Raw genomic sequence first — 17730 nt, forward strand, 5'->3', positions numbered from 1 at the left:
GGCGGGACCCTGAGGCCCCGCCACCGCCGAGTTCAGTTGACCGTAATCGCCAGAGTCGACAACATGGACCGCAACATGTCCGGCAAGCGAGCGATCATTCGCTGCTCGGTTATCCGAACGGAGACGGGCGCGGCCAGCGTCGCTCGCCACAGTTCCGGTTGATTCTTCATCAGGTTGTTGTAGACCGGGAGCAACTGATCGTTGATGTAGGTCCAACGACCATCCCGGTCCGCCCAGTTGAAGTCCGGAAGCGGCGTTTGCACAACAGCATTGCCCACCTCGAACGAGAGCGGGTTCGACTCGCGTGGCGGCACGACGCCAGGCATCGACGGTGATGCGGCGAAGGTGGTCAGGTAAGTCAACGAGCGACCAACGCTACCGCGGTAGGCCTTCGCCTCGTCCCACTGATCACCCACCGACTGGTACTGCTCCCTTCGCAGCAGACGCACATTGCCGTCGAAGACCGATTCCGGTGTCCCCGAGGCAATGTTGTTCCACGCGATACGGGCGTTCTCGTCGAGCAGCCCTGCGCGATCGAGTTCGGCGATGCCGTCGACACCGTCGTGAACCCACGCCATGTGCATGGGAATCAGGTCCGAGAAGATGTGTTTGCTCATTGCAATCACTTTCCCCTGGAACCACATCACGTCCTCGGGGCGAATCTCGTGGCCGACCTGGAGAAGTGCCGCAATGTCCTCGGGCGCTCCCATCGACGATGCAACCGGCGCCCCGATGCGGTCGATCTCTCGCCACACCAGTGCCATCGCCTCGCTGATCGCTTGGACTTCCAGCACAACCCGCCCGTAGTCCAAGTCGAGGAGTCCACCGGCGAAAGCGGGCCCGACCATTCCTCCCATACCTGCCCACTGCAGCTCTCGATGCTCGAGCTGGAGTCGCTCGTAGAATTGGAAAGTGTTGGTGAGGTTTCCGAGATTCGCGTGCACACCGTCGAACGGAGTCCACGAAGCGAGATCGATACCTGCCGACTCCGTCCCGACCGCGAGCCAGTACTGCTTGAGCAGTGTCTGATAGCGATGCGGATCCACTCCCGAGGCTCGGGCGGTATCCACCAAAGACCGCAGCGTCGCGGAATCCGATGGCAGAGAAGGATGCAGACCGCCCGTGGCTTCGGCGTTTGCGTTCACTGCTTCGAGGTCGAGGTACCTGTCGAGCTCACCAGTACCCGCGGACGCCCTGCCTCCCAGTACGACGGCACCGCCGATACCTGCCGAAGCAACGAGAACCGTGCGCGCAAAATCCCTGCGCGTCAGAGACTTCCGCAAGCTCATCGTCCCTCGGCTTCGTCGAACGTCTTTGCCAGCCAGGCGATGTCCTGCATACCCAGCTGATCGGTCACCGTCTTGTACAGGTTGGTCACGTAATCGAGCGGCCCGCACTGCGACGGGAGCAGGTCCACGTTGCCGCCGTCTGCTCGATATGTCTGCGCCAATTGCTCTGCCTCACTGAAGGGAACGAGAAAGTCGTCCTCACAGGAAGAAATCAGAAGCTTGGAAGCCGGCGCCTGCTTTCCCAACGTGTTGTCCGCGTACGCCGCGGCCAGCGCAGGGATCGTTCGGGGCGAAGGGTTGGTGAGTAGGACGTCGAACGGAACGAATGGGAGTCCGAGGTAGAGCGCCTGGCAGGACGCGCGGAAGGCTGCGGCGACGTTGTGACCGATCGGAGTCAGATGATCGTCGAGCCGAACGTCGGGGTAGCCCGCGTCGAATCCGAGAATGCTCGAGAAGACGAATCCGGAACCGATCCCACCGGCCGCTGTTTCCTCGAACGTTGCCGGGTCGATCATCATCGCCTGAATGGCACTGGCCTGGACGTTCAGTTCCGGCGCATAATCATGGGCCTGTTCCGCGGCAAAGCCCGCTGCGACACCGCCTCCGGCGACACCGTAGATGCCGACAGGGGTGTCTGATTCGAGGCCGCCTTCCGGAAGCGCGAGTGCTGCCCGAACGCCGTCGAGCGTTGCCTTCCCTGAGAACTGTCCGATCGAGAACGGATGGGGAGCAGTGTCGCCGTCGTTGCCGACGTCGCTCATCATCACTGCCCAGCCGTGGCCGAACATCTGAGCCACCGGGCCGAGCGCCGAGAACATCGCCGGGTCGCTCTGATTGCCGCCGGTCCACTGGTGACTTGGTGCGCAGTTCGCGCCGAGGCTGTCGTTCGCCTCGGCGTATCCGATGATCTTGCGATCACCTGGCACAGTTCCGTCCTCGGGAATCATCAGAATTCCGGTGCTGATCACCTGCCGACCGAAGTGATCAGTGGTGGTGTACATGAGTTGGTGAGCCGAGACCACGTCGGGGCGGACCTGGTAGACCTGCACGCTGACCGGACGCGCTTTGAGAAGTGTGCCGGGGGCGGTACCCGGCTCGATTTCGGGTTCGTCGAACCACGGATCATCGGACGAGAGCCCGAGTGGAGTCAATTCGGTGGAAATGTCAGCGCCTTGGAGTGCCTTCACGACCAACGGGTTGAACACGTCGGCCAGGTCGACGGTCTCCTGCGCACCAGCCGGCGACCCCACCGCAAACAAGGCCACTGCCAGGGCCGATGCCGTTCCGGCGCGCCATGACCACCGTCGCCACGTCGAGTCAAACATCGTTCACGAGTTCCTTACTTTCGGGTAATGAGCACCCCTACACTCCCATTCACCTGCATTAACAGACAAGTCGGGCACCCATCCGTTGGCCGAAAACCTCGATCGGGCTTAGGCTGACGGCACCTGTCCGGCAAGTCTGGCGTGGGAGGTTTGTCTGTGAGTGCTCCGACCCGTGTATCGCGAGCTACCGGCGATTCACTCCAAGCTCGACCGCGGCCGTCCAACATCACGTGCAAGATTCTGATGGCCGTGACAGGACTGATCTTCGCCGCTTTCGTTCTCGTCCACATGATCGGAAACCTGAAGGTCTACACCGGTGCCGATCACTTCGACGACTACGCACACTGGCTACGAACGGTGTTCGAACCCTTCCTGCCCTACGAGGGACTTCTGTGGATTCTTCGCATCGTCTTGCTCGCGTCATTGGTCGCACACGTCTGGTGTGCCTGGCTGCTCACCGTCCGCGGACGCCGAGCTCGAGGAAAATTTCGACGTAAAGGTCTGGGAATCAAGTCCTTTACAGCGCGCACGATGCCCGTCACCGGAGCTGTGCTGCTGCTGTTCGTCTTTTTCCACATACTCGACCTCACGACCGGAACCCGACCCATCGGCAGCAGCGAGTACGAAGCGGCCACGCGCACACAGAGTTACGCATACGACAATCTGATTGCCAGCTTCGAGCGTCCGCTGGTGGCAGCGTTCTACATCGTCGCGATGGCTCTGCTGGCAATGCACCTCGCGCACGGGCTCTGGAGCGCGGTCAACGATCTCGGCGTGACCGGCCAACGACTGCGCCAGATTGGCGTTGCACTCTCCGGAATCTTTGCGCTCGTCGTGATGGTCGGAAACATGTCGATCCCCATCGCGGTCATGACCGGCGCCATCTCGAAGACAGGAGCGTCATAAGTGAACAGCTTCGAACTCGACGATCTGCGCAGCATCGGGACACCGGTGGACGGTAAGGTCCCGGCCGGCGATCCGGCGACGGCCTGGCCCACTCGCAAACTCGACTACAAGCTCGTCAGCCCACTCAACCGGCGCAAGTTCACGGTCATCGTCGTCGGTACCGGCCTCGCCGGCGCGGCCTGCGCCGCCTCCCTCGGTGAACTGGGCTACCACGTCGAGTCCTTCACCTTCCACGATGCACCCCGCCGTGCACACAGTGTCGCCGCGCAAGGAGGCATCAACGCTGCTCGCGCTCGAAAAGTGGACAACGACAGTCTCGCCCGCTTCGTGAAGGACACCGTCAAGGGCGGTGATTTCCGGGGCCGTGAGGCCGACTGTTTCCGTCTCGCCGAAGAATCCGTACGCGTCATCGATCACATGAATGCCATCGGGGCACCGTTTGCTCGCGAGTACGGCGGCACTCTGGCCACCCGATCCTTCGGCGGCGTTCAGGTGTCGCGCACGTACTACACGCGCGGGCAGACAGGCCAGCAGTTGCAGATAGCGTCGTCGCAGGCACTGCAACGTCAGATCGCAGCCGGAACGGTCAACCTACACACCCGAACCGAGATGCTCGATCTCATCGTTTCGGACGGGCGAGCACAAGGGATAGTCACACGCGATCTCGTGACCGGTGAGATCGGCGCCACCACAGGCCATGCCGTCGTACTGGCATCCGGCGGCTACGGAACCGTATTCCACAAGTCCACACTTGCGAAGAATTCCAACGCCACGGCCGCCTGGCGAGCGCACCGACGCGGTGCGTTGATGGCTTCACCCTCGTTCATCCAATTCCATCCGACGGCACTTCCCGTCAACTCCGAGTGGCAGTCGAAAACCATTCTGATGAGCGAATCCCTGCGCAACGACGGCCGGATCTGGGTACCGGCCAAGCCCGGAGACGATCGTGAGCCCGGCGACATTCCCGAAAACGAACGCGACTACTACCTCGAGCGCAAATATCCGGCGTTCGGGAACCTCTCTCCCCGCGACGTCTCTTCACGGGCCGCCCGCGAGCAAATCGACTCCGGTCACGGCGTCGGCCCTCTGAAAAACAGTGTGTACCTGGATTTCCGCGATGCGTTGGCACGGCTCGGCCGCAAGACCATCGAGGAGCGATACGGAAATCTGTTCTCGATGTATCGCGACGCCACCAGCGAAGACCCCTATACGGTGCCGATGCGCATCGCCCCCGGAGCCCACTTCACCATGGGAGGACTGTGGAACGACTACGACCAGATGACCTCCATCCCCGGCTTGTTCGTCGGTGGTGAGGCAGGCTGGGGATACCACGGGGCCAACCGCCTCGGCGCCAATTCGTTGCTCTCGGCATGCGTCGACGGCTGGTTCACCCTCCCGTACGCGATTCCGAATTATCTTGCACCGCTACTCGGATCCACTCCACTCGAACTGTCCGATCCCGCTGTGACGTCGACGCTCACTGACGTGAGGGGTCGGGTGGACCTGCTGCTCTCGGTCGGCGGAACACACGGCCCCGACAGGTTCCATCGACAACTGGGCGAGATCCTCTATGCGGGTTGCGGTGTCACCCGAACGGCCGAGGGCTTGACCAAGGCGATCGCCGAAATCCGCGCACTGCGAACCGATTTCTGGTCGAACCTGCGAGTTGCCGGCAGCGGAAACCAGTTCAACCAGGAGTTGGAAAGGGCCGGCAGGGTAGCCGATTTCCTCGAGCTCGCCGAACTGATGTGCGTCGATGCTCTCGATCGTGACGAGTCCTGTGGAGCGCACTTTCGTGCCGAACATCAGACTCCCGACGGCGAAGCGCAGCGAAACGATCAGGACTGGTGCTTCGTCTCCGCGTGGGAAACCGCCCAGGACGGCAGACACGTTCGACACGACGAGCCGTTGTCCTTCACCGCTGTTCCACTGCAGACGAGGAACTACGTATGAAAATCACCGTGGACGTGTGGCGCCAATCCGGACCTGAGTCGTCCGGCGCATTCGACACCTACCAAATAGACGACGCGACGGAGGAGATGTCGCTGCTGGAGCTCCTCGACCGACTCAACGACCAACTCGTGGAGAGCGGCAACGAACCCATCGCCTTCGATTCCGACTGCCGAGAAGGGATCTGCGGGTCCTGCGGCATCACGGTCGACAATGTTCCCCATGGACCGGTTGCGAACACTCCCACGTGCCGTCAGCACCTGCGTAGCTTCTCCGACGGTGACCGAATCAAACTGGAGCCGTTCCGCTCCGCAGCCTTTCCAGTGGTCCGCGACCTCGTCGTCGATCGCTCTGCGCTCGACCGGGTGCTCGAAGCCGGTGGATACGTTTCGGTCAATGCAGGAACCGCGCCGGACGCAGACAGTCAGCCGCTCTCGCATCAAAGTGCCGAAGCTGCACTGGACTTCGCCGCGTGCATCGGCTGCGGCGCTTGCGTGGCAGCCTGCCCGAACGGTGCCGCGCACCTCTTCACCGGGTCCAAACTGACCCACCTGTCTCTCGTCACGCAGGGCCGCAACGAACGTGGCAAGCGGGCCCGAGCGATGTCGCACCAGATGGAGGCCGATTTCGGGCCGTGCTCGACCTACGGTGAATGTGCGCAGGTGTGTCCCGCGGAGATACCGCTGACCGCGATTGCCGCTGTCAACAAGGAATCGATGCGATTCGGATTGCGGCGCAAGGACAACTGATCGTCACCAGGCGCCGATCAGCTTCATCCACGCGCCGCCGATGATCGTCCAGATCAGGATGATCACGACGCTCATCACGAAACCGATTCGGAACCACTCCGAGGTCTTGATGTATCCGGAACCGTAGATCACTCCGGCCGGACCGGACGCGTAGTGCGAGATACCGCCGAACAGGCTGCCGATGAAGCCGAACACCAGGGCCGAGAACAGCGGCGGCGCACCGGTTGCCACCGCCGCGCCGAGAAACACCGCGTACATCGCGACGATCTGCGCGGTGTTCGACGCAAACAGATAGTGCGCGTAGAAGTACACCAAGGTCAGGATCGCAAAAGCCCAGATCCACGGCAAACCGTCGACGCTCGAGGAGACCTGGGTTCCGATCCACGAGATCACGCCGAGTTCTTCGAGATGGCTTGCCATACCGACCAGAACGGCAAAGAACACGAGCGTCTGCCACGCCCCGGTGTCGTGGACCAGGTTGTTCCACGTCAGCACCTTGGTCACCAACAGGATGCCGATTCCGACGAATGCTGTTGTAGTGGCATTGACGTTGAGCTGCGAGCCCAGGCACCAGAGCACCAGCAGCAGAACGAAGGTGGCGGCCATGATCTTCTCGTTGCGGCTGATCGGACCTGCCTTGCGCAGTTCCTCCCTGGCTTGCTCGGGTGCTTTCGGAGTCTTCAACATCGTGGGCGGGAAGATCTTCGACATCACCCACGGGATCGCGATGAGACTCGCAATTCCCGGAACCGATGCTGCCAGCGCCCATTTGCCCCACGAGATGTCGATGCCGATCTTGGCAGCCGCATCGACGGCGACGGGGTTACCCGCCATGGCGGTGATGAACATCGCGGAGGTCACGACGTTGACTTGCAGCGACGTGAGCAGCAGATATGCTCCGAGCTTCTTGCGAGAGTCCTCGGGCTCGGGATTGGAGTCCTCCAACTTGCTCAGTGAGACGATGATCGGATAGACGACGCCACCAGCGCGGGCGGTGTTCGACGGTGTCGCCGGAGCAAGTATCAAGTCCGTCAACGCCATTCCGTAGGACAATCCGAGACTCGACTTGCCGAGTTTGGTCACGAACATGAGCGCAACCCGTTTGCCGAGTCCAGTGACCAGAAAGCCCTCGGCAATGAAGAACGATGCGACAATCAGCCAGATCGTGGTGTTACTGAAGCCGGACAACGCTTCCGTCGGCGTCTCGGTCTGGGTGATCATGGCGATCGACAGGCCTACCAGCGCCACAGAACCCGTCGGCAGAGGCTGCAAGATCAACGCCACGATGGTGCCGACGAAGATTCCGAGCATGTGCATGCCCTTGGGATCCACACCGTCCGGAACAGGCATGAAATAGATGATCAAGCCGAGGACGACGGGCACCGCAGCCGGGTAGTACCGCCTGAGCACCGATTGTTTCGACGGCTCCGCCGGCGGTGTCGTCTCAGAAAAAGACTCAGTGCTTTCGGATTTGGCCTCGGACATTTGCATCTCCTCGACTTGTCGCCCCAGGTGATCGCCCCAGATGATTGTCCCCCAAACATCAGGTTTTCGTGCGGTCAATCCAAGTTCGAGAGAAAATGCCCGGAAGTACAGTCGTCCTCACGAGGCGCTGTCTCGCACCGACGCTTCAGTGGGAGAATGCCCATCTCGCAAAAGATTGTGCCAATCGATCAACAGAGGCGCGGGCGTGCTGCACGCTTGAATCTCGGAGAGTTGTTCAACCTGATTCTTCGAAAGGTATTCGTCGGCACGATGTTTGGGTCAGGACTGCGCGGATTGCCGACCTCGACCGGATCTTCGCGCGTGATGTGATCCAATTCCGAAGCATGTCAGCCGACAGACAGACCCACGAACCGAGAAGATTCGTATCGGGCCGACGAGTGGTTGCGCCATCTATTGTCGGGAGTGTGACGGAATCCGACGCCCACGAGGACTCGACCGACTCCACTGAATCGGCAGTGGCCGATCACCCGAGAAAACGTCCACTGTGGCGTGAGATTCTGATCCTCGTTGTCGTCGCACTTGTCCTGAGTGTTGTCATTCAGAACTTCGTCGGACGCATCTTTCTGATCCCGTCGGAGTCCATGGAACCGACACTTCACGGATGCACCGGCTGCACGGGAGACAAGATCCTCGTCGACAGAATCAGCTATCGATTCGGGGATCCGCAACCTGGGGATGTGGTCGTGTTCAAGGGACCCGAGTCCTGGAACGACGAGTACAAATCCATTCGATCCGACAATTCGATTGTTCGCACGTTTCAGGGACTCGGGTCCATCGTCGGCTTGGTCCCGCCGGACGAAAACGACCTCGTGAAGCGGGTAGTCGCGGTCGGTGGCCAAACCGTACAGTGCCTGTCCGAGGAAGAGGGGCTTCGGGTGAACGGCAAGCCGCTGACCGAGCCGTACATCGACAAGCGCATTCCGGGCAACGATACCTCTTGTCAAGGAAGGTATTTCGGGCCGGTCACGGTTCCCGACGGGAACCTGTGGGTGATGGGCGACAACCGCGCCCATTCGAAGGATTCACGTTTCCATCTCGATGACGAACACAGTGGAACGGTGCCGATCGACAATGTCATCGGCAAGGTTCAATTGATCGTCCTTCCCTTCTCACGGTGGGGAACTGTGAGCTCGTTCGATCCGCAGTGACAGATCGAATCAACCAGGCGGCCTGCATCTTCGGACGGCACAGTCGACATGGATCCGCTTTCGGACGATCATCGAGCGCATCTGTTGCCGAAGGTAGGAGAACCACATGCGCGCTCGACGCATCACCGCCAATCTCAAAGTCGCCGATGTCGGAACCGCCAAGAGCTTCTACTCCGACTTTCTCGGCCTGAGCACCGAAGAGTTCAACATGGGGTGGGTCGCTCGCTACACCTCTCCCGACACCGGCGCGAACGTACAGCTCGTCACGCACGACGCCACTGCGGCCGAGGACTCGGTCATCTCAGTCCACACGGATGACATCGACGGCGCCTACGAAGAGGCCCGCAGGCTCGGCTACGAAATCGTGCACCCCATAACGACCGAAGAGTGGGGTGTTCGCCGATTCCTCGTCCGGGCACCCGATGGCAACGTCGTCAACATCGTGCGACACCGGGACTGAGCAGCGGAAAGAACCCCATTCGACGTTTTAGGTCATTTGACCTAGAGTTAGGTGCATGACCGATTCATTGCAGTATTCAGCCGACGGCCCGATCCTCGTGGCCGGCGGATACGGAACCGTGGGCAGCGCCCTGACTGCGTTGCTCGCCCCCGACTTCCCACTACTCCTCACCGGACGCACCCCCGAGCGAGGCGACGAACTGGCCGGCCGTCACGGCGCTTCCGTCCGCCGCTGGGACCTCCTCGACCCGACACCCTTCGACGCGTCCGTACGCGCGGTCGTGTCGACGGTCAACGATCCCCACGATCGTGTCCTGTCCGCCGCCGTCGAGGCCGGCATTCCGTACGTGGACATCACCCGCTGGACAACCCGCGTCGCTCGCGCCGCCACTCTGGCGGGTCAGAAGTCGCCGAGCGCACCGGTGTACCTGTCGTCCGGATGGATGGGCGGAGTCACCAATATCGTCGCCGCAGCGCTGGCCGAGGAACTGGGTGGCGCGAGCACGATCGACGTCTCGATTCGCTACGACGTCAACGACATTGCCGGGCTGGACTCCGTCGACTTCATCGATCGGCTCGGGCAGGATTTCGAGGTGATGCAGCAAGGAAACCCGATCACCGTCAGCCCGTTGACGGATACGCGCTGGGTCGACTTCCCCGGATCGCGCACCAAGGTCGGAAGAATCGACACTCCGGAACAATTCACGTTCCCCATGACCTTGGGCGCCGAAACTGCCAGCACTCGAATAGGTTTCAGTTCGAATGCATCCACAACTGCGCTGCTCGCCGCCAAGAAGGTGGGTCTGTTCCGTTGGGGTCGCGGCGACCGCTTCACACCGCTACGACGCGGACTCCTGTACTCGCCGGGCAAGGGCGGGAGCGCGCAAGTACGCATCGATGTCACGGGCCCGAGCGGCACGACAAGCGCGACAATCGTCGACCGGCAGGGCCAGGCTCACCTCACCGCGGTGGGCGGCGCGCTGGCCGTCAGACGAGCCTTGGCCGACGATGCCCGGCCTGGAGTCACTTTCCCCGAATCGCTTCCGAACCCTCGCCGCACCGTCTCCGAGTTGGAGGGCTTCGGGGTGGCAGTATTGCGACCATGACCCTCTCCAAGGGCGCCGCCCGTGCGGCAGCACTTCTCGACGCAGCAGAACAGGTCCTCACTACTCAGGGCAATGCCAACTCGGCAATGCGCGATTTCGCAGCCGCGGCCGGAGTGCGGGTAGGACATCTGCAGCACTACTACCCCACCCGTGCAGATCTGATACGCGCAGTGATGTCACGTGCATTGACCCGCTCACTGGATCGCCTTGCCGTCGTCCCCGATACGGATCAGAGCCTCTCCCGCGAGGAATCCGAACACTTCATCGGAGTCCTGCTCGGAGAACAGGACGACCAGGCCACGGTGCGTCTGTACGTCGAAGTATGGGCCATTGCAGCGGCGGACCAAGAAGTCGCGGTCGTGCTTCGAGACTTCTACGCCCAGTACATCGCACACGTAGAGCGCGCAGTCGCGTGTGCACAACCGGAGCTGGATGCGGCGGAACTTGGCGCGACAGCGCAGACCATCGTGAGCCTGCTCGAGGGTTCCGCAATTCTCCGATCGGGAATCACCGGCCGAAAGTCCGAGGCTTCGGACCGAAAGCTCGTGGACACACTGCAGTACCTGATTCACGGGTCCTGACTCGGACGTATCGTAAAGCCCATGAGCGTTGCAAACGAATGGAGCCGAATCGAAGCGTGGTGCCGTACAAACGCACCGGTGACGGCTGCAGCGTTTCAACCAGGACTCGGTGACGCCGTTATCGAGGAATTCGAAGCCTCGACCGGCGTCACGTGGCCCCAGGAACTTCGCGACCTGTATCGGGTCCACAACGGCAGCCTGACCCACGACGACCGGACCGGCCTCTTTCTCGGCAGCGTGCTCCCGGACAAGTTCTTCTACCCCATAGACGTCGCAACCGAAGTTCGTCTCACTCTGCTCGAAACGTGGGACGAGACGATCTACGAGAATCCAGACCTCTACGCCGAGGACGAGATGGATCGACACGATCAACGCGACGCAGGCACTGCCGCAACCATGTTCATCCCCTCGTTCGTTCCCTTTGCCGGACTGGACGAGTACCACTACTTCGTGGACACCCGTAGCGGCGCACTCCACCATTGTGTGACCGAGTATGCCTCGGACGCCACTGACAACGGCGGTCCGATCTGGGCGTCCATCTCGGTAATGCTGGCCGCCCATGCCGTAGCGCTGGAAACAGGATCAACGATCGGAGTGTGGAAACCCGTTGTCAGCAAGGGTGTTCTGGAATGGGAAGTCGACGCATGACACCCAAGCAGGATCCGACCCGTCGCACCCTCGCCGACGGGCGTCAGATCTTCTACTTCGACGATGCCGGCAGTGCCCGCGCCCACTCTGCGCGAGATTCCCGCGAATTGCCGGCTCTCGACCACTCGTCTCGGATGAGATTCGACGTTCTCACCGGGGAGTGGATCACCATGGCTTCGCATCGCATGACACGGACACATCTCCCCTCCGCCGCCGAATGTCCATTGTGCCCGACCGACGAAACACGCACGCCCACAGAGATACCCGATGGAGACTACGACGTCGCGGTGTTCGAGAATCGGTTTCCGAGCTTTGCCGCGGCGCCTGAGGAAGCCATTGACAGTCCCGGAGACGGTGCGGGCGATCGCCCAGCGGCCGGTCATTGCGAAGTGATGTGCTTCTCGAGCGATCACACGGTGTCCGTCGCCGAGCTTCCACTCGAACGCATGCGGACGATTGTGAGTGCCTGGATTTCTCGGACCGAAGAGTTGTCGGCGGATCCGCTTGTGGAACAAGTGTTCTGCTTCGAGAACCGCGGCGAAGAAATCGGGGTGACACTCACCCATCCACACGGACAGATCTACGCATACCCGTATGTCACGCCACGCACCCGATCGATGCTGACGCAGGCGCACAAACACTTCGAGCGCACCGGTCGCTCACTACTCGCCGATGTTCTGGCGTTCGAGCGCGAGGACAAGGCCCGGTTGATCTACGACGGCGATCACTGGAGCGCCTACGTCCCGACCGCCGCACGATGGCCCATCGAGATTCACCTGGCACCGCACCGAGACGTCCCGGACCTTCCCTCGCTGAACGACCAAGAGCGCGAAGAGCTTGCGGTCGTCTACCAAGATCTCCTACGCCGTATCGATCGCTTCTATCCGGGCGTCGACCGGGTACCGTACATCGCGGCTTGGCACCAAGCTCCCGTCCGCATCAACCGACCTCTGGGCCGACTGCATCTTCAGCTGTTCTCGATCTTGCGCGCACCGGGCAAACTCAAATACCTCGCCGGGTCCGAGTCCGCCATGGGCGCCTGGGTGAACGACACCGTTCCCGAGGCAGTCGCGGCCCGCCTACGGGAGTTGAAATAGTGGATACGGTCTCGAACAATTCTGTGCTCCAACAGTTTCACGCCACCTACGGCTATCCGGCAACCGGAGTGTGGGTGGCACCCGGTCGAGTCAACCTGATCGGTGAACACACGGACTACAACGGTGGATTGTGCCTACCGGTCGCTCTCGAGCAGCGAACACTGGTTGCCGTCGCACTGCGCAGCGACGGGGTCGTCCGCGTGCACAGTCGGCAATCCGCCGAGACGTACACCGGGCCCGTCGACGACATCGCCACAGGGTGGGCCGCCTACCCCACAGCCGTTCTGTGGTCTCTTGCGCGCAGAGGCCTCCCGATCGGAGGAATCGATCTTGCCGTCGACTCGTCGGTACCGGTCGGGGCCGGACTGTCGAGTTCCGCTGCCCTCACCTGTTCGGTTGCGTTGGCCGTCAATGAACTTCATGATTCACCCTTCCCCCGCGATGAGCTGGTACAGGTGTGCATCCAGGCGGAGAACGACGGCGTCGGCGCACCGACCGGAGGAATGGATCAAACCATTGCCCTCTTTGCTCAGCCCTCGACTGCGCTCCTGCTGGACTGCCTGGACGGATCCACCGAACCCATACCTTTCGAACTCCACGGTGCAGGGTACGAACTGATCGTCATCGACACCCGGGTCAAACACTCGCTCGCAGACGGACAGTACGGAATGCGGCGCTCTCAATGCGTCGCTGCAGCAGCAGCTCTCGGCGTCGGCAGCTTGCGAGAGGCTACAGCAGACCAGGCCGAGACAGTGCGAGACCCGATCCTCCGGGCGCGGGCACGGCACGTCGTGACCGAGATCGAGAGGACGCGGAAGACCGCAGAACTTCTGCGCAGCAGCAGATTCAGTGACGTCGGCGAGCTGTTCGACAACTCGCACGCCTCGTTGCGCGACGACTTCGAGGTCTCGTGCGATGAACTCGACGTCGCCGTTGCCGCAGCACGACGCGGCGGCGCGATCGGTGCGCGGATGACCGGCGGCGGATTCGGAGGCTCAGCCATCGCGCTGGTTCCGGAAGGAAGCGGAGTGGAGGTCATCGCGTCGGTGAGCCGCGACTTTGCGGCGCGAGGTTGGCGAGCACCACACTTTCTCGGCGTCGTTGCCGGGGGTTCGGCCGCCCGTCTCTGAGCGAACGGCACGTTCAGCGCACTGGAGGCGCCGAACGTACCGTTCGCCCTGGTTGGGGCACCTCGAGATCCCCCTCACATAAATAGTCATCTCAGATGCGAATTATGTAGGTTCAGATCATGCAACTGACGCAGTTCACCGATCTGGGATTGCGCGTCGTCATGCGGTTGGCCGTACTCGACGCGGATGCCTCCCCCAGCACTCGGGATGTTGCGCAGCAGCTCAACGTGTCGTATTCCCATGCCACCAAGGTGGTTACACGGCTCGGTGAGCTCGGCATCGTGACAACCAGGCGCGGCCGCGGCGGTGGGCTTTCCATCACCGAACTCGGCCGCACCGCCACCATCGGCTGGCTGGCCAGACGCCTCGAAGGCCCGGGTGAAGTCGTCGACTGCGAAGGCGACAAACCGTGCCCATTGCGCGGAGGTTGCCTCCTTCGAAGTGCGTTGCGCGACGCTCAGGAAGCGTTTTTCGTCTCACTCGACGCGGTCACGATCGAAGACGTCATCCGTCAGCCGTCCAACACTGTTCTGCTTCGCCTCACCACCCGGAGCGACGAAGCAGGCTGATCAACCGAATTTCGACCGAACGGAGCAGCTCATGCTTTCCCCACAGTCAACCGAGGTCATTCGCGCCACCCTTCCCGTGGTCGGCGCTGCCATCGGCGATATCACAACCCTGTTCTACCGCAGGATGTTCGACGCGCATCCTGAACTCGAACGCGATTTGTTCAATCGCGGCAATCAGAAGCAGGGCGAACAGCAGAAGGCTCTCGCCGGCGCCATCGCGGCATTCGCGACGCTTCAGCTCGAGCCGGACAGCGCCAAGGTCGATCTCATACTTTCACGTATCGCCCACAAGCATGCGTCGCTGGGAATCACGCCCGACCAGTACACAATCGTGCACGAACACCTCTTTGCCGCGATCGTCGAAATACTCGGCGATGCAGTCACTCCCGATGTCGCAGCAGCCTGGGACGAGGTCTACTGGCTGATGGCGGAAACCCTCATCACGATGGAGCGTGGCCTCTACCAACTCGCCGGCGTGGACGCCGGTGACGTCTGGCGCACAGTCAGGATCAGTGAACGAGTTCTTCAGTCCGCCGACACCGTCTCACTGACACTCACGTCGCTCGACGGTAGCGCACTCCCCACCTTCGCTCCCGGACAGTACCTTTCGGTCGGGGTTACACTGCCCGACGGCGCCCGCCAGATCCGCCAATACAGCCTGTGTTCGATACCGAGCAGCGCAGACTGGCGGATCAGCGTCAAGCGAATCTCCGGAACTCCCGATGGCGAAGTGTCGAACTTCCTCTACAACAACGTATTCGAAGGTCAAGAACTCTCCGTCACCACACCTTTCGGCGATCTCACCATGCCGGACGACAACTCACCGCTCCTGCTCGCGTCGGCCGGAATCGGTTGCACACCGATGATCGGGATGCTCAATCATCTCGTGGACACCGGCGCTGACCGTTCGGTATCTGTCATCCATGCGGATCGATCCATTGCGGATCACGCGCACCGCGCAGAACTCAGCACACTCGTCGACCAGATTCCCGCCGCAACCCTGCACCGTTGGTACGAGGATCTCGGCACGCACGTTGCGTTCGGATCGGTTCACGAAGGACGGGCGGATTTGCAAGGTATTGCAGTGGAGCCCGATACCCAAGCCTTCCTTTGCGGGCCGATGCCCTTCATGTTGGCGATGCGCGCATCGTTGCTCGAAAGGGACGTCCCGGCACAGAATATCCACTACGAGGTCTTCGGGCCCGACAGCTGGGCCAACACCTGAGCGGACCACTGCCTGCGAACTGGACCTTGGCGCGCGACTGCAAACCCTTGTGTACTCGACGAAACATACGCATCGAGTAGTGGGAGACCGACATGATCACGTCAGCGTCGATGACGGGAGTCGCGCTGATCGCCCTGGCGATGGTTCTGACACCGGGCCCCAACATGATCTATCTGGTGTCCCGCAGCATCAGCCAGGGCCGCCGGGCGGGTTTGATCTCGCTCGGCGGAGTCGCAACCGGTTTCCTGGTCTACCTCACCGCCACGTGTGCAGGGCTGACGGCGGTTCTCTTCGCCGTACCAACGGTGTTCACCGCGGTGAAAATCGGTGGTGCCCTGTACCTGGCCTATCTCGCCTGGTCGACACTCCGACCAGGTGGGAAGTCCGCCTTCGAGGTGGGCGAGGTCGACCGCCACGGTAGCGGCCGTCTGTTCGGGATGGGGTTGACCACCAATCTGCTCAATCCCAAGATTGCGCTGATGTACGCGGCCCTGATCCCCCAGTTCGTCGATCCCACTGCGGGTCCGGTCTGGCAACAGGCACTCGTACTCGGCGGCGTGCAGATCCTGGTCGCAGTCACCGTCAACGCGTTGATCGTGTGCTGTGCGGCAGCCGTGTCGACCTTCCTCATGGCGCGTCCGGTGTGGATGCGGGCTCAGAAATGGCTAGCTGGTGGCATTCTCGGAATCTTCGCCACCCGCATGGCCCTGGAGTAGTTTCAGTCCTTCGGACGTTGGTCGATCAGACGACGCGCTTTGCCGATCGAGCGTTCGAGTCCGCCGGGTTCGAGAACGCTCACCTCGACCGTGACACCGATCTTGTTCTTCACCAGCTTCTGCAACGCCGAAGACGCTGCCGCATGATCGGAAATTGCCGCGTCAGGGCGAGCCTCGACGCGCACTGTCAGAGTATCCATCCGGTCCGGACGCTCCAGCACACACTGGAATTGGGGTGCCAGGGCGGGGACGGTCAAGATCAGCTCTTCGATCTGTGTGGGGAACAGATTGACCCCACGCAGGATGATCATGTCGTCGGTCCGGCCGGTGACCTTCTGCATCCGACGCATCGAGCGCGCCGTACCCGGCAACAGTCGGGTCAGGTCCCTGGTTCGGTAGCGAATGATGGGCAGCGCTTCCTTGGTGAGAGAGGTGAAAACCAGCTCACCTTCTTCACCGTCCGGCAGCACTTCGCCCGTGACCGGATCGATGATCTCCGGGTAGAAGTGGTCTTCCCAGATATGCAGCCCGTCTTTGGTTTCCACACATTCCATTGCCACACCCGGGCCCATGATCTCGGAGAGTCCGTAGATGTCGACCGCATGCATGTCGAGTTGCTGTTCCAGCTCGGTACGCATCTGTTCGGTCCACGGCTCCGCTCCGAAAACTCCCACCCTCAGTGAGGTCTTCGCGGGATCGATGCCTTTCTTGATCATCGCATCCACGATGGTCAACATGTACGACGGAGTCACCATGATGGCGTCGGGCTCGAAGTCCTCGATCAGTTGAATCTGCCGCTCGGTCATGCCACCGGACATGGGAATGACCGTGCAGCCCAAGCGCTCCGCACCGTAGTGTGCTCCCAACCCACCGGTGAACAGACCGTACCCGTAAGCCACGTGAACCTTGTCCGAAGACCGCACGCCGCCGGCCGAGAGACTGCGCGCGATGAGATCGGCCCAGTTGTTCAGGTCGTTGCTCGTGTACCCCACCACCGTCGGGCGACCGGTGGTCCCCGAAGACGCGTGAATTCGCGAGACCCGGTCCTGGGGCACCGCAAACATCTTGAACGGATAGTTCTCACGTAGATCCGCTTTGGTGGTGAAGGGAAACTTCGCGAGATCGCTCAGATCCTTCAAGTCGCTCGGGTGGACGCCGGCGTCGTCGAGAGCTTTGCGGTAGTGCGGAACATTGGTGTACGCGTGCATCAGGGACCATTGCATCCGCTCGAGTTGGAGCGTCGAAATGCGGTCCCGACTGGCAAATTCGATTTCTTGCGAAGTAGCAGTGACGAGTTCGGTCATGATTGTCTCCGGTGGGCTCAGT

At 61.6% G+C, this 17730-nt stretch carries 17 protein-coding genes; 13 read left to right on the forward strand and 4 right to left on the reverse strand.

Features of this window, described 5'->3' with window-relative positions; genetic code table 11:
- Positions 1 to 32: 32 nt before the first annotated feature.
- Both ACBG85_RS26375 and ACBG85_RS26380 read right to left on the reverse strand, forming a co-directional pair.
- Positions 33 to 1289 (reverse strand): Tat pathway signal protein, encoded by a 1257-nt coding sequence (locus ACBG85_RS26375; RefSeq protein ID WP_030536061.1) that lies wholly within the window; start codon positions 1287 to 1289, stop codon positions 33 to 35.
- On the reverse strand, positions 1286 to 2614 hold the full coding sequence (locus tag ACBG85_RS26380) for a lipase family protein (protein WP_372025424.1): 1329 nt from the start codon (positions 2612 to 2614) through the stop codon (positions 1286 to 1288). Before ACBG85_RS26380 ends, ACBG85_RS26375 begins: the two co-directional genes overlap by 4 nt.
- Before the next feature lie 156 nt (positions 2615 to 2770).
- Here ACBG85_RS26380 and ACBG85_RS26385 point away from each other — a divergent pair, with 156 nt between their 5' ends.
- From ACBG85_RS26385 to ACBG85_RS26395, 3 genes are read left to right on the forward strand one after another with little or no spacing between them, the layout of a single operon-like run.
- On the forward strand, positions 2771 to 3520 hold the full coding sequence (locus ACBG85_RS26385) for a succinate dehydrogenase cytochrome b subunit (RefSeq protein WP_166502754.1): 750 nt from the start codon (positions 2771 to 2773) through the stop codon (positions 3518 to 3520).
- Positions 3521 to 5473: a fumarate reductase/succinate dehydrogenase flavoprotein subunit gene (locus tag ACBG85_RS26390; protein ID WP_007730764.1), complete on the forward strand. Its 1953-nt coding sequence runs from the start codon at positions 3521 to 3523 to the stop codon at positions 5471 to 5473. It abuts the gene before it with no gap.
- A complete protein-coding gene (locus tag ACBG85_RS26395) occupies positions 5470 to 6219 on the forward strand; it encodes a succinate dehydrogenase/fumarate reductase iron-sulfur subunit (RefSeq protein ID WP_372025426.1) in 750 nt (249 codons plus the stop codon). Before ACBG85_RS26390 ends, ACBG85_RS26395 begins: the two co-directional genes overlap by 4 nt.
- Before the next feature lie 3 nt (positions 6220 to 6222).
- On the opposite strand, the gene ACBG85_RS26400 is transcribed toward ACBG85_RS26395, so the two are convergent.
- Positions 6223 to 7704: an anion permease gene (locus ACBG85_RS26400; RefSeq protein WP_042446385.1), complete on the reverse strand. Its 1482-nt coding sequence runs from the start codon at positions 7702 to 7704 to the stop codon at positions 6223 to 6225.
- 425 nt (positions 7705 to 8129) lie between these two features.
- Between ACBG85_RS26400 and lepB the strand changes: the two genes are divergently transcribed.
- The 10 genes from lepB (at position 8130) to ACBG85_RS26450 (ending at position 16404) form a co-directional block, all read left to right on the forward strand.
- The gene (gene lepB / locus ACBG85_RS26405) at positions 8130 to 8873 is read left to right on the forward strand and encodes a signal peptidase I (protein ID WP_372025428.1); all 744 of its coding nucleotides are present in this window, start codon (positions 8130 to 8132) and stop codon (positions 8871 to 8873) included.
- Between the two features lie 106 nt (positions 8874 to 8979).
- Positions 8980 to 9333 (forward strand): glyoxalase superfamily protein, encoded by a 354-nt coding sequence (locus ACBG85_RS26410; protein ID WP_042446391.1) that lies wholly within the window; start codon positions 8980 to 8982, stop codon positions 9331 to 9333.
- Positions 9334 to 9388: 55 nt separating this feature from the next.
- Entirely contained in the window at positions 9389 to 10438 is a 1050-nt protein-coding gene (locus ACBG85_RS26415) for a saccharopine dehydrogenase family protein (RefSeq protein WP_372025430.1), read from the forward strand.
- Positions 10435 to 11019, forward strand: a complete 585-nt coding sequence (locus ACBG85_RS26420; protein ID WP_003943180.1) for a TetR/AcrR family transcriptional regulator — start codon at positions 10435 to 10437, stop codon at positions 11017 to 11019. Before ACBG85_RS26415 ends, ACBG85_RS26420 begins: the two co-directional genes overlap by 4 nt.
- A 21-nt stretch (positions 11020 to 11040) precedes the next feature.
- Positions 11041 to 11667: an SMI1/KNR4 family protein gene (locus ACBG85_RS26425; RefSeq protein WP_054187516.1), complete on the forward strand. Its 627-nt coding sequence runs from the start codon at positions 11041 to 11043 to the stop codon at positions 11665 to 11667.
- Complete coding sequence (gene galT / locus ACBG85_RS26430) at positions 11664 to 12764, forward strand: galactose-1-phosphate uridylyltransferase (protein WP_158170387.1); 1101 nt, start codon at positions 11664 to 11666, stop codon at positions 12762 to 12764. Before ACBG85_RS26425 ends, galT begins: the two co-directional genes overlap by 4 nt.
- Positions 12764 to 13894, forward strand: a complete 1131-nt coding sequence (gene galK / locus ACBG85_RS26435; RefSeq protein WP_372025431.1) for a galactokinase — start codon at positions 12764 to 12766, stop codon at positions 13892 to 13894. The genes galT and galK overlap by 1 nt, the downstream gene beginning before the upstream one ends.
- Positions 13895 to 14013: 119 nt before the next feature.
- A complete protein-coding gene (locus ACBG85_RS26440) occupies positions 14014 to 14463 on the forward strand; it encodes an Rrf2 family transcriptional regulator (RefSeq protein ID WP_054781011.1) in 450 nt (149 codons plus the stop codon).
- A gap of 31 nt (positions 14464 to 14494) precedes the next feature.
- A complete protein-coding gene (locus ACBG85_RS26445) occupies positions 14495 to 15688 on the forward strand; it encodes a globin domain-containing protein (RefSeq protein WP_372025432.1) in 1194 nt (397 codons plus the stop codon).
- Positions 15689 to 15780: 92 nt separating this feature from the next.
- Positions 15781 to 16404: a LysE family translocator gene (locus ACBG85_RS26450; protein WP_007730629.1), complete on the forward strand. Its 624-nt coding sequence runs from the start codon at positions 15781 to 15783 to the stop codon at positions 16402 to 16404.
- 2 nt (positions 16405 to 16406) lie between these two features.
- On the opposite strand, the gene paaK is transcribed toward ACBG85_RS26450, so the two are convergent.
- Positions 16407 to 17708 (reverse strand): phenylacetate--CoA ligase PaaK, encoded by a 1302-nt coding sequence (gene paaK / locus ACBG85_RS26455; protein WP_372025434.1) that lies wholly within the window; start codon positions 17706 to 17708, stop codon positions 16407 to 16409.
- Between the last annotated feature and the right edge of the window lie 22 nt (positions 17709 to 17730).

This window comes from Rhodococcus sp. NyZ502 (genome assembly GCF_041464245.1).
Taxonomy (GTDB): Bacteria; Actinomycetota; Actinomycetes; order Mycobacteriales; family Mycobacteriaceae; genus Rhodococcus_F; species Rhodococcus_F qingshengii.

Bases quoted from the DNA above. Each gene is read 5' to 3' on its own strand.
- ACBG85_RS26375 (WP_030536061.1), bottom strand. From the start codon at position 1,289: ATGAGCTTGCGGAAGTCTCTGACGCGCAGGGATTTTGCGCGCACGGTT.
- ACBG85_RS26380 (WP_372025424.1), bottom strand. From the start codon at position 2,614: ATGTTTGACTCGACGTGGCGACGGTGGTCATGGCGCGCCGGAACGGCA.
- ACBG85_RS26395 (WP_372025426.1), top strand. From the start codon at position 5,470: ATGAAAATCACCGTGGACGTGTGGCGCCAATCCGGACCTGAGTCGTCC.
- ACBG85_RS26400 (WP_042446385.1), bottom strand. From the start codon at position 7,704: ATGTCCGAGGCCAAATCCGAAAGCACTGAGTCTTTTTCTGAGACGACA.
- ACBG85_RS26410 (WP_042446391.1), top strand. From the start codon at position 8,980: ATGCGCGCTCGACGCATCACCGCCAATCTCAAAGTCGCCGATGTCGGA.
- ACBG85_RS26415 (WP_372025430.1), top strand. From the start codon at position 9,389: ATGACCGATTCATTGCAGTATTCAGCCGACGGCCCGATCCTCGTGGCC.
- ACBG85_RS26420 (WP_003943180.1), top strand. From the start codon at position 10,435: ATGACCCTCTCCAAGGGCGCCGCCCGTGCGGCAGCACTTCTCGACGCA.
- ACBG85_RS26425 (WP_054187516.1), top strand. From the start codon at position 11,041: ATGAGCGTTGCAAACGAATGGAGCCGAATCGAAGCGTGGTGCCGTACA.
- galT (WP_158170387.1), top strand. From the start codon at position 11,664: ATGACACCCAAGCAGGATCCGACCCGTCGCACCCTCGCCGACGGGCGT.
- ACBG85_RS26440 (WP_054781011.1), top strand. From the start codon at position 14,014: ATGCAACTGACGCAGTTCACCGATCTGGGATTGCGCGTCGTCATGCGG.
- ACBG85_RS26445 (WP_372025432.1), top strand. From the start codon at position 14,495: ATGCTTTCCCCACAGTCAACCGAGGTCATTCGCGCCACCCTTCCCGTG.
- ACBG85_RS26450 (WP_007730629.1), top strand. From the start codon at position 15,781: ATGATCACGTCAGCGTCGATGACGGGAGTCGCGCTGATCGCCCTGGCG.
- paaK (WP_372025434.1), bottom strand. From the start codon at position 17,708: ATGACCGAACTCGTCACTGCTACTTCGCAAGAAATCGAATTTGCCAGT.